Source organism: Pseudorhodoplanes sp., assembly GCA_032027085.1.
GTDB lineage: Bacteria > Pseudomonadota > Alphaproteobacteria > Rhizobiales > Xanthobacteraceae > Pseudorhodoplanes.
The window spans coordinates 4021448-4033451 of sequence record JAVSMS010000001.1; the positions used below are offsets into that span (position 1 = coordinate 4021448).

At 62.2% G+C, this 12004-nt stretch carries 12 protein-coding genes; 6 read left to right on the plus strand and 6 right to left on the minus strand.

Features of this window, described 5'->3' with window-relative positions:
• Positions 1-117 precede the first annotated feature (117 nt).
• On the plus strand, positions 118-537 hold the full coding sequence (locus RO009_19695) for a four-helix bundle copper-binding protein (protein MDT3687259.1): 420 nt from the start codon (positions 118-120) through the stop codon (positions 535-537).
• Positions 538-594: 57 nt separating this feature from the next.
• On the opposite strand, the gene RO009_19700 is transcribed toward RO009_19695, so the two are convergent.
• The 6 genes from RO009_19700 to hmgA form a co-directional block, all read right to left on the minus strand.
• Complete coding sequence (locus RO009_19700; GenBank protein MDT3687260.1) at positions 595-2205, minus strand: FAD-dependent oxidoreductase; 1611 nt, start codon at positions 2203-2205, stop codon at positions 595-597.
• A 280-nt stretch (positions 2206-2485) separates the two neighbouring features.
• Positions 2486-3409, minus strand: a complete 924-nt coding sequence (locus tag RO009_19705; GenBank protein ID MDT3687261.1) for an alpha/beta hydrolase — start codon at positions 3407-3409, stop codon at positions 2486-2488.
• A 206-nt stretch (positions 3410-3615) separates the two neighbouring features.
• On the minus strand, positions 3616-4566 hold the full coding sequence (locus RO009_19710) for an MBL fold metallo-hydrolase (protein ID MDT3687262.1): 951 nt from the start codon (positions 4564-4566) through the stop codon (positions 3616-3618).
• 8 nt (positions 4567-4574) lie between these two features.
• Entirely contained in the window at positions 4575-5015 is a 441-nt protein-coding gene (locus RO009_19715; protein MDT3687263.1) for a DoxX family protein, read from the minus strand.
• 19 nt (positions 5016-5034) lie between these two features.
• Entirely contained in the window at positions 5035-6051 is a 1017-nt protein-coding gene (locus RO009_19720; protein MDT3687264.1) for a fumarylacetoacetate hydrolase family protein, read from the minus strand.
• Between the two features lie 6 nt (positions 6052-6057).
• Positions 6058-7476 (minus strand): homogentisate 1,2-dioxygenase, encoded by a 1419-nt coding sequence (gene hmgA / locus RO009_19725; GenBank protein ID MDT3687265.1) that lies wholly within the window; start codon positions 7474-7476, stop codon positions 6058-6060.
• A 319-nt stretch (positions 7477-7795) separates the two neighbouring features.
• On the opposite strand from hmgA, the gene RO009_19730 reads away from it, so the two are divergent.
• From RO009_19730 to RO009_19750, 5 genes are all read left to right on the plus strand, one after another.
• Entirely contained in the window at positions 7796-9199 is a 1404-nt protein-coding gene (locus RO009_19730) for a DEAD/DEAH box helicase (protein MDT3687266.1), read from the plus strand.
• A gap of 15 nt (positions 9200-9214) precedes the next feature.
• Positions 9215-9487: a translation initiation factor IF-1 gene (gene infA, locus RO009_19735; GenBank protein MDT3687267.1), complete on the plus strand. Its 273-nt coding sequence runs from the start codon at positions 9215-9217 to the stop codon at positions 9485-9487.
• Between the two features lie 274 nt (positions 9488-9761).
• Positions 9762-10295: a MarR family winged helix-turn-helix transcriptional regulator gene (locus tag RO009_19740; protein ID MDT3687268.1), complete on the plus strand. Its 534-nt coding sequence runs from the start codon at positions 9762-9764 to the stop codon at positions 10293-10295.
• A gap of 57 nt (positions 10296-10352) precedes the next feature.
• Positions 10353-10985, plus strand: coding sequence for a maleylacetoacetate isomerase (maiA, locus tag RO009_19745; protein MDT3687269.1), 633 nt, complete (start codon positions 10353-10355; stop codon positions 10983-10985).
• 54 nt (positions 10986-11039) lie between these two features.
• Positions 11040-11927 (plus strand): DMT family transporter, encoded by an 888-nt coding sequence (locus RO009_19750; GenBank protein ID MDT3687270.1) that lies wholly within the window; start codon positions 11040-11042, stop codon positions 11925-11927.
• Positions 11928-12004 lie beyond the last annotated feature (77 nt).

Consider the following 12004-nt stretch of genomic DNA (forward strand, 5'->3'; position numbering starts at 1 on the left):
CACACTAGCGCCGGCAAAACCGCGGTCAATGTCGGGAACTTTGCGCTGCAGCGGAACCAATGGCCCGGGCGCCCGTTGCCTCGAAGCCATCACGTCATCAGACCCACGGAGACACTCATGTCAGCCGTCGCCGTTCGTGCCATGGTCAAGGCGCATCCTGACCGGCCGGGCCACGCCGAATCCATCAGCCGCTGCATCGACGCCTGTTTCGCCTGCGTGGAGGCCTGCACGGCGTGTGCCGACGCCTGCCTCGCGGAACCCGACGTGGACAAGCTGATCACCTGCATTCGCCTCAATCACGATTGCGCGGCCGTTTGCGCTGCGACGGGCGCGATCATGTCGCGCACCAACAAGGTCGGGCACCGGCAATTGCTGGAAGCCCAGCTCACCACCTGCATCGCCTTCTGCCGCACCTGCGCCGCCGAATGCAAACGGCATGCGGACATGCACAAGCATTGCTCCGTCTGCGCCAAGGTGTGTCATGACTGCGCCGAAGCCTGCAATGACATGTTGCTGTCGATGCGCATGCCGGCTTGACGTTATGAACGTTCGCGCGATCAGGCGAAAAACCGGTACCCGCTTTTAGTGATAGCGCTAGTGCCCGAGCGCGCGAGCGCGCGCCGCCCCCACTTTCCCCGGATCATAGCTGCGCCAGCGCGCGCACAAATGCTGATCGGGGCGCAGCAGATAGCTCGCGCCGGGCGTCGCATCGAAGCGCTGCGTGAAATAGCCACGTGAATCCTTCAAATCCTCGCCGATCACCGTCAGCTTGACGCCCGCGGGCAGCGACGGCGTCGTGCCATCGCGGACATAAAGCAATTCGAACTCGTTCGAGAGTTGCGCCACCAGATGACACGGCGTTCCGTCCGGCTTTTGCACTTCCGCATCCGGCACCGGCGCGCCGAGCCGGGCCGCTCCCGCAAAGGGCTGCTCGTCCGGTGTCGACAGCGGCGTGTCGTAGACAGTCGCAACGGAGAGGCGCCCGGAATTGACCATGCGGCGTGCGAAGTCGCAGCGCGGCGCAAGGGCCAGCACGGCGTTGCGCAATGCGTGTTCGGCCGGCGAATGCGGCGCGATGAAATCGGTCGAGCGCGTGGAATGACCGATGTTCTCGTCCGCCGCCTGGGTGCGTTCTGTTTCATAGCTCTGGAGGAGGCGTAAATCGCCCTCGCCCTTCAGAACCGACGCCAGCTTCCAGGCCAGATTCTCCGCATCCTGCACGCCGGAATTGGCGCCGCGCGCTCCAAAAGGCGACACCTGATGCGCGCTGTCGCCTGCGAAAATAACCCGGCCGTGCACGAAGCGGTCCAGCCGGCGGCAATTGAAGCGATAGATCGACACCCATTCCAGTTCGAATTCGCGGTCGCCCAGCATCTTCTTCAGGCGCGGGATGACGCGTTCCGGCTTCTGCTCGGCCTCGACATCGGCATCCGGGCCAAGCTGCAGGTCGATGCGCCAGACATTGTCGGGCTGGCGGTGCATCAGCGCCGACTGCCCGGAATGGAACGGGGGATCGAACCAGAAGCGCCGCTCGGTCGGAAAATCCGCCGTCATGCGAATGTCGGCGATGAGGAACTTGTCCTCGAACGTGACGCCCTTAAATCCCAGCCCCATCAGGTCGCGGATGGTCGAGCGCGCGCCGTCGGCCGCGATCACCCAGTCGGCGTCGACTTGATATGTGCCATCCGGCGTCTCGATGGTCAGACGAACATCGTCATTGCGGCGCTCCAGCCCGACGACCCTGTTGCGCCAGCGCAGATCAATGTTGGTCAGTCGTAGCGCGCGGTCAACCAGCGCCTTCTCAAGATAATATTGCTGCAGATTGATGAAGGCCGGCATCTTGTGCCCGTCTTCCGGGAGAAGGTCGAAGGAATAAACAAGGTCGTTGCCGAGGAAGACCTTTCCAAGTTTCCAGGTCACGCCCTGTTTGACGAGATCCTCGCCGACGCCGAGACGGTCAAGTATCTCCAGCGTACGCTTGGCGTAGCAGATGCCGCGCGAGCCTTCTCCGATCTTGTCGGAATCGTCGAGCAGCACCACCGGCACGCCGCGCAGGGCCAGATCAATCGCCGCCGTCAACCCGACCGGGCCGGCGCCGACCACGACAACCGTATGGCGCGCAGGCGCCGTCGCGTCCTGATCGCGCGAGCGGCGATAGCTGTAGTGATAGATCGTCCTGCGTTCGCTGGAGGCGGTTGACGCCATGTGTCCTCCGCTGCGTGCCCTCCCCGGTGGCGCGATTCTTGGCTGCCGCGCCGAACGGTTTCAACTGCAGCTGATAGCGCGCTTCCTGGGATGCGGCAACATTTTGCCGGCCGGACGTCGGGGCGAGAGCGCGAGTGTTCCAAATCCGAAATTCGCAGGAATTTGTAGCAAGCCCTCAAGCGGATTTCGGACCACTAACGCGTTATTGCTCCAGCTTGGCTTGATTCAGAAATTCGCTTGGACTCGCCGCAAGAATGAAGCGAATTTCTGAACCGCCACACTAGTTCAGCGGCTGCGTGCCGGTATAGGACGGCGCCGCCTGGTCGATGGCCCGGCGAATTTCCGCACGGACGCCGGCATGCGACAGAAAGAGATCATGATTAATACTGCCGACAGCCACTTTCGACGCGTCGATGACGCGCAGCCCCAGCGCCTGAAGCCTCTCCGCCTCGACGGTGCCGACCCGTGTCACACCGCCGGCAAGCTGCCTCATGATATCGAGCGCGCGATCATTCGAGGCGACCAGCACGGTGATCCTGTCCTTCAGCGGACCGATACGATTCACCGAAGCCGAAAAGCTGTCGATATCGATGTCAGGCGCCGCCAGCACAACGGCGCCGAGGCGATCAACGACGGCGCGGCCGCGCCGGTCGTAAAGCTGGCGCAAGACTTCCACCGTCAACATAGTTCCCATCGAATGGGCGACAATGTTGATCCTGCCGACCTGCGGGTCGGCGATCAGATGATCCACCATGCTTTCAAAAGCGTCGCGCGACCATAGCGCGCTTTCGCGGTCGTAGATGTAGTCCGATAACCGCGCCTTCGACGGCCAGGAAAACAGCATAGTTTCGCCGCGGAACTTGATGCTGTCGGAGAGCCGCGCCGCATCGAGCGCCGCGGTCTCGAAGGTCTGGTTGAAACCGTGCACATAGATCAGCACGTCCTTGCGGCCGGAGCCGCGCGCGAGCCCGGTGCCGACCGGAATGGCTTCCACCGAGGTGATGCCCCAGTCGCCAAGGCCGACGGCCGCAAAAGCACTTTCCCGCGGAGCCGCCAGTTGAACGCGCGCCTGGCTCGCGCTGGCGCGCTCCGAGCCGAACCAGGGAGAACTACGCGCACTCCTGACCGGGTTGCGCGTGGTGACCACCGTCAGCGTCGGATCGCCGCCGATGGCTGAGACATCCGCACGTGTGGTGGTGGACAAAGCGGGGCTGCCCGGCGCGTTCGAGCAGGCGGCGAGACAGGCCAAGAGGCCGGCGCAGCCCAGGAGGCTTACGCATCGGCGCAGAAAACGAGCGGGTGTCGCGAACGCGGCGAAGACCATTGGCTATGGAACCGGAAAGAAAGGGCCCTGTCCCCTTCCCCGCTATCCATGCTGGCCCATCAAGGCGGCAAGGTGGCGTGGGTGTGTCAGCCCTGCAGCGCCGACCACATCTCGCGGTCGCGTTCCGCGGTCCAGATGACCGGCCATGCAATACCTTTCGCCTCATCATAGGCGCGCGAGACATTGAACGGCAGGCAATGCTCGTAGATCGCGTAGTCGGAGAATTTCGGATCCATCACCTCGCGCGCGGCGGCGAAGGCTTCCTTCAAAGTCAGGCCTTTCGCGACGCTGTCCTTCGCCGAACCGTAAAGCGTGGAGAGGAAATCGCGGGTACCGTCGATACCGGCCTGGACCTTGCCGGGGGTCGCCAGCGCCGCGCCGCGCCCCGGCACCAGCGCATTGGCCTTGAACGCGGCAAGCCGGTCCAGCGTCACCGGCCAGTCGGTGAAATGCGCGTCGCCGCAATAGCAGGCCGAGTGATACTCGACGAGATCGCCGGAAAAGACGACGTTGGAATCCGGAACATAGGCGATGACGTCGCCGGCGGTGTGGCCGCGGCCGATATGCATGATCCGCACTTCGCGGCTGCCGAGCCAGACCGACATCTGCTGCGGAAAGGTGATGGTCGGCCAAGTCAGGCCGGGGATGGATTCGACCGCGCGAAACAGACGCGGAAAACGGCCGATCTCGGAATCCATGTCCTGCTGGCCGCGCTCAGCGATCATGTCGCGCGCGGCATCGGATGCAATGATTTCGGCATTCGTGTAGGCCGATGCGCCAAGCACCCGCACGGCGTGATAATGCGTGAGCAGGACGTATTTGATCGGCTTGGCGGTGACCTTGCGCACACGCTCGATTACCTCGAGCGCCATGACCGGAGTCGCTTGTGCATCGACGACCATGACTCCGTCGTCGCCGACGATGATCCCGGAATTCGGATCGCCTTCCGCGGTGAAGGCATAAAGCCCCTTGCCGATCTCGTCGAAGGAGACTGTCTTGTCGCTTGTGTCAGCAGTCGACGCGAAACCCTTTGCCATTTTCACACTCATATTTCGCGGCCGAGCCAATGGTCGACCGACCATCTTCCGCCGCCATGGATCAGGAAATGAAACACCACGATGGACCAGAATAGCGGATATTCAAAGCCGCGAAGATTCCAGTAGAACCCGAACTGCGAGTGATAGGTGATCGCGGTGATCAGAAAAATCAGGATCGGGACGGACACAAGGCGAGTCAGGAACCCCACCGCCAGACACAGACCGCCGACGACTTCCGTCAATCCGACCGCCACCGCCCAGAACATGCCGGGGCCATAACCGGTCTTCTCGAAATACTCAGCCGTCTGCGCCATGGCGAGAAATTTCGGAATGCCGTGCGCCACGAGCGACAACCCGGCGACAAGACGGATCAAAAGTTCGGTGACCGACGCGACCGCGCGGTAAAATCCGCCGAACGCCGGAACAAGAAGACGGGGTCGTTCGCCCATAACGCCCTCCGGTGATCATTTATTTTTCGCGATAGTGTACAACTTCCTGATCGATCGCGCCGAAGATCGATCGCCCCTCCCGATCCAGCATTTCGATCCGCACGCGGTCGCCGAATTTCAGAAACGACGTCGACGGCTTTCCGCTGCGGATGGTCTCCACGGTCCGTTGTTCCGCGAGGCAGGAATAGCCGAGCCCGCCTTCCGCGATCGGTTTGCCCGGCCCGCCATCGGCGTCGCGGTTGGACACCGTACCGGCGCCAAGAATGGTGCCGGCGCCGAGCGCCCGCGTCTTCGCGGCATGCGCGATCAGGGTCGGAAAATCGAAGGTCATATCGACCGAGCAGACCGGCTTTCCAAACGGCTTGGCGTTGATGAAGCTGAGCAGCGGCAGATCGACCTTGGCGCCGTCCCACGCCTTGCCCAATTCGTCGGGTGTGACGGCCACCGGCGTGAAGGCGGAGGACGGTTTCGATTGCAGGAAGCCGAAGCCTTTCGCCAGTTCCGGACCGGTCAGATTGCGCAGAGTCACGTCGTTGACCAGCATGATCAGACGAATGGCTTTCGCCGCCTGTTCACGGCTCGCGCCCATCGGTACGTCACCGAGAATCACAACGACTTCCGCTTCCAGATCGATGCCCCATGCCTCATCCTCCACGACGATCGGATCGCGCGGCCCGAGAAAAATATCCGAGCCGCCCTGATACATCAGCGGATCGGTCCAGAAGCTTTCTGGCACCTCGACGCCCCGCGCCTTCCGCACTAATGCGACATGGTTCACATAGGCAGAGCCGTCGACCCATTGATAAGCCCGCGGCAAAGGCGAAGCGCATGTCGCCGGATCAAACGGAAGATGCACACCCCGCCCGGCTTCCAGGGTGTCGGCAATTTCGGTCAGACGCGGCATCACCGCATCCCAATTGTCGAGCGCGACCTGCAAGGTCGGCGCCACCGCAGAGGCGTCCGCACAACGCGACAAGTCACGCGAAACGACGACAAGGCGGCCGTCGCGGCCATCCTTCAAGGATGCAAGCTTCATTGACTTCTACTTCGGCTCGCGCCGCTTCGGATCGAAGTGTTTCTTCAAGCCCTTCCAGCAATCCATGTAGTCGGTCTGCAGGGTGCCGGACTTGGCGGCGAATTTCGTCACCCGCTGACGGAACCGCGTCTCGAACATGAAGGCAAGCGTGTTCTCGAGCTTCACCGGTTTGAGGTCGACATTGCTGTTGTACTCGAAGGCCTCGGTGTCCGGCCCATGCGGCAACATGGTGTTGTGCAGGCTCATGCCTCCGGGGACGAAGCCTTCCGGCTTGGCGTCATAGACGCCGTACACAAGGCCCATGAATTCCGACATGATGTTGCGGTGATACCAGGGCGGGCGGAACGTGTTCTCGGCGACGCCCCAGCGCTCCGGGAAAATCACGAAGTCGATATTCGCCGTCCCCGGCGTCTCCGACGGAGAGGTCAGCACCGTGAAAATCGATGGATCGGGGTGATCGAACAGCAACGCGCCGACCGGCGAGAAATGCCGCAGATCGTATTTGTAGGGCGCGTAATTGCCGTGCCAGGCGACGACATCGAGCGGCGAATGTGGAAGCTGCGTCTTGAACAGCTCGCCGCCCCACTTCACGAACAGCGTGCAGGATTGCTCGACATCCTCGTACCAGGCAACCGGCGTGTGGAAGTCGCGCGGATTGGCGAGACAATTGGCGCCGATCGGCCCACGATCCGGCAGCGTGAAGCCGCCGCCGTAATTTTCGCAGATATAGGCGCGCGCCGGTCCGTCGATCAGTTCGCAGCGGAAGATGACGCCGCGCGGAATAATGCAGATCTCGCCGGGCTCGATCTCGATCACGCCGAATTCGGTGCGAAAGCGCAACTGCCCCTGCTGCGCGACGATCAGCATTTCGCCGTCGGCATTGAAGAAATGTTCGCGCGTCATCGATTCGGTGACGAGCAGCACATGCGCAGCCATGCCGGACATGGATTCGCAATCGCCGGCAACCGTCATCGTGTGAATGCCGGTGACGAAAGTCATTTTCTTCTTCGGGAACGGGGTCGGCCCCCAGCGCAACTGGCCGATGGCGAGATCGGAGTCCTCGCGCTCTGGCGCGGTGCGGATATAGCCTTTGTCGATCTTCTTGAAGCGTCCGGTATGACGCACCGTCGGACGGATGCGATACAGCCAGGAGCGCTGGTTCGACGCCTGCGGCGCCGTGAACGGCGAGCCGGACAATTGCTCGGCATAAAGACCGAAATTCACCTTCTGCGGCGAGTTACGTCCGATCGGCAGCGCGCCGGGCAGCACTTCGGTCTCGAAGCTGTTGCCGAACCCGGACATGTAGCCGTCCAGCAGGGCGGAGGTCCGTTCCTTTTTCCGGCTCGTCGACCGGGATTTGCCAACGCCCAAGGACGGAGCGGCGGGCCGCGCGATGCGCGGACGGGTGTCGAGCTCGCTTGCCATGACGTCCTCCTTTGCCCACAAGGCGGTCATTATCGTTGGTTGAGCAAATTAGTTACAAATGAAACTATTGTCAATGTGAGCGCTATTGCCTTGAAATCAACACGCATACCGACGATATAGGCACATCGGAGTCGGCTTGAAGCCGCCTGCGGGCCGCGTGAACGAAAGCCAGCTTGGATTAAAGCAATTTGGTTTTCTGCCCGCCATTTTCCCCGATCCTTCATCGGCAGCCCAGACCACGCGGGGTGTCTTTTTAACCCGCGGACACAACTGCGCGCCACCCGGCGGCGGCTGTTTCGCTGCATGTGAGACTTGCATTTTGACGTCTTTTACCGAACTCGGCCTTGCAACGCCGATCACCCGCGCTCTCAGCGAAGAGCGTTATGAAACACCGACGCCGATCCAGGCGCAAACCATTCCCCACGTCATGGCCGGCCGCGATGTGGTCGGCATTGCCCAAACGGGCACCGGCAAGACCGCAGCTTTCGCGCTGCCGATCCTCAACCACCTTGCCCATCACAAGAAGCGCGCCGAGCGGCGCACCTGTCGCGTTTTGGTGCTGAGCCCGACCCGCGAATTGTCGGGCCAGATCGTCGACAGCTTTCGCACCTATGGGCGGCACCTGCGCCTGCAAGTTGCACTAGCCATCGGGGGCGTTCCGATCAATCGCCAGCGCAGCGCACTTGCCAATGGCGCCGATATTCTGGTCGCAACGCCCGGCCGCCTGCTGGATCTTGTGCAGGGCGGCGCACTGCGGCTCGACCATGTCGATATTCTCGTGCTCGACGAAGCCGACCGCATGCTCGACATGGGCTTCATCCATGACATCCGCAAAATCATCAAACAGGTCCCGGTGCAACGGCAGACACTGTTTTTCTCGGCCACCATGCCGAAGGAGATCGAGGAACTGGCGCGGCACATGCTGCGCGACCCGGCGCGCGTCGCGGTGACGCCGGTCGCCTCCACCGCAGAGCGCATCGCTCAGCGAGTCGTGCATGTGGAGAAAGCCGGCAAGCTGGCCTTGCTGGCTGAAACGCTGAGGACGGAGAACATCGATCGCGCGATCGTCTTCACCCGGACCAAACACGGCGCCGACAAGGTGGTGCGTCAACTCGAGCAGCGCGGCATTGCCTCAGCCGCAATCCACGGCAACAAGTCGCAGAACCAGCGCGACCGCGCCCTCACCGACTTCCGCAACGGCCGTGTGCGGACGCTGATCGCAACCGACATCGCGGCGCGCGGAATTGACGTGGACGGGATCAGCCATGTCATCAATTATGATCTTCCGAATGTGCCGGAGAGTTACGTGCATCGCATTGGGCGCACGGCGCGCGCGGGCGCGGAGGGCGTCGCTATCTCGTTCTGCGATGGCGAGGAGCGTGCCTATCTGCGTGACATCGAGAAGCTGATCCGTATGCGCGTTCCGGCGACCGACAGAAACGGTCAGGCCGCGCCGGAGGCGCAGCCGCTGCCGCAAGAGCAGCGCGCCCGCCGCCCGCACAATGGCGGCAAACACCATGGCAAGCCGCACGGCGCCAGGACTGGCGACCAGAACGGCGCGCATAAGAAGCGCCGCCGCCGGCCCGGCGGCAATGGCGGACGCCCAGCGGAGACGCAGGGCCAACGTCCCATCCACAATGGCGAAATCTCGTCAGTTGCCTTCATGCGGGACCGGCGCGACAAGGGGCGCAAAGACACCCGCAACTTGGGCGGCACCGTCTAATCAAGAGGATCGTTCATGGCCAAAGAAGAAATGCTTGAGTTCGATGGCACCGTCACGGAGGTCCTTCCGGACGGCCATTTTCGGGTGAAGCTCGACAACGAGCACGAAGTGCTCGCCTACACCGCGGGCAAGATGCGGAAATTCAAGATCCGCACCGGCGTAGGCGACCGCGTCATCGTCGAGATGTCGCCCTATGACCTGTCGCGCGGCCGCATCAGCTTCCGTCACCGCGGCAACGCCATGGCAGCCCCACCCACCCGCCGGCAGACGGTCGTCCGGAAGCGGTAAGAACGGCCCGCGGTCCTGCCGGCCCCCTTCGCCCGAGCCCGTTGCGCAGTACTGAAACTTCAGCCATGTTCCAGACCAGTGTCTCGAATCTGCGGTCCGCTTCAATCTGCGGCCTGGCCGTGAGCTGACTTCGGATTCGGAGGACACTGACAAACTTACGATTTTAGTGTGGTGTGGTTTGGTTCGGAAGTCCGCTGAAGAGCATGCGCCAAGAATGAAGCGGACTTCCGAACCGCCACACTGGTCTGGAGCAGTTCGGGCACACATTGCCTTCATGGCGACACAGGCAAAAACAGACCTGAATCCGGGCGCCGGTCCGGCGGATCAGGCGGCGTCGCACAACGCCGCGCTGAAGCTGGAGGAATTCCTCCCCTATCAGCTCAACGTCGCTTCCAGCCTTGTGTCGCAGGCCCTCTCCCGAATCTATGTCGAACGCTATGGCATCGGTGTGCCGGAATGGCGGGTGCTGGTTACGCTCGGACAATTCGGCGTCATGACCGGCAAGGCCGTCGGCGCGCACAGCCATATGCACAAGACCAAGGTATCGCGCGCGGTGGCCAATCTGGAAAAAGGCAGACTGGTCCAGCGCCGGTCCAACAAATCCGACCTGCGCGAATCTCTGTTGTCCCTCACGCCGGAAGGCCGCGCGATCTACGATGATCTCGCGCCCGGCGCCCGCGATTTCGCCGATCACCTGCTTGACGCCATCGCACCGGCGGATCGGCCCGCTTTTGCCCGGGCGCTGGAGCAGCTCATTGCGCGGGCGATGACCCTTGCGGCTAAAGTCGAAAAAGGCGAACACGACTGATGCCTGCGCCCGCCCGACGCAGGGCGCGCGCCGAGACGAAATCCTCCAGGAGGACACGTGAAGCTTTACACCTATTTCCGCTCGTCCGCCGCCTATCGGGTGCGGATCGCGCTCAATCTGAAGGACATCACCTATGAGGGCGTGTCGGTCCATCTGACCAAGGACGGCGGGCAGCACAAGAAGCCGGACTATCGGACCATCAACCCGCAAATGCGGGTGCCGGCACTGGAATTGTCCAGCGGCGAGAAGCTGATTCAATCGCTCGCTATCATCGAGTATCTCGACGAAGTCTTTCCTGACCCGGCGCTGCTGCCTCGGGATGCCATCGAGCGCGCGCATGTCCGTGCCGTCGCCCAGATCATCGCCTGTGACATCCACCCCCTCAACAATCTCGTCAGCCTGCAATATCTGCGCAAGCTCGGCCACGACGACGCAACCGTGAATGAGTGGTACGCGTCATGGATCCTGTCCGGCTTCGAGGCCATTGAGCGTCTCCTGAAGCCGGGCCCCTATGCTTTCGGATCGCATGTCACGCTGGCGGATATCTGCCTCGTTCCGCAGGTCTTCAATGCGCGGCGGTTCAAGGTCCCGCTCGACCGCTTCCCAAAGATCCTTGCGGTGGATGCTGCGTGTGCGAAATTGCCAGCCTTCGACAAGGCGCGGCCGGAAAATCAGTTCGACAGCGAATGACAGCCGCGCGCCGCGCGCGTATCTCTCGCGGCGCCGGCGTGTTACCAGCAGCGCGTGACCGCCCACCAGATCAGCCGGGTCCTCTTCTGGATGACCGGCACGCTCCTTTCATTCTCCGTCATGGCCGTATCAGTGCGCGGCCTCGCGGGAAATCTGTCCATTTTTGAAATCCTGACGATCCGCAGCTCGATTGCGCTTGTTATCCTGTTGACGCTTGCGGCCTTGCGCCCGGAATTGCGCCTACAATTTGCTCCCAGCCAACTGGGCCTGCATTTCACGCGCTCCCTTTTTCACTTTGGCGGCCAGTTCTGCTGGGCGCTGAGCATCACGCTGCTGCCGCTTGCGGTCGTCTTCACGCTGGAATTCACAATACCGGTCTTTGTCATCATTCTCGCCGTGATCCTTCTCGGCGAGCGCGCGACACTGGGTCGTATCGTCGTGATCGTGTTTGGCTTTATCGGCGCGCTGGTGATCCTGCGTCCGGGGCTGGAAGCGTTCCAGCCGGCCTCTCTGCTCGTTCTGCTCGCGGCGTTTCTCTATGCGGTGTTCTATGTTCTGACCAAGAAGATGACGTCGAATACCGGCACATTCCCGATCGTGTTCTGGATGAACCTGATGCAACTTCCGATGGGACTTGCCGGCAGCGATCCCCTCTTTCCGCTCAAGCTCGAAGCCTGGCAAATTCCGTCGGTGCTGGGCGTCGGGATCGCGGGCCTGACCGCTCATTATTGTCTTGCCAACGCCCTCCGTTGGGGCGATGCCAGCCTCGTGACCCCGCTGGACTTCCTGCGCATCCCGCTCATTGCCATCGTCGGCTGGTGGTTCTTCGGGGAAGCGCTGGACATCTGGGTCTTTGTCGGCGGCCTTATTATCCTAGCCGGTATCCTGTGGAATCTGCGCGCCGAAACCCGCCCCAAAGTCCCGGTTGTTAAACTGGGCTAAGCCCGCGACATTGACCTTCGCGGCCGGCTATGCTGGTTGGCGCGGGGGATTAACGCTTTGATAACCACAGGCGCCTC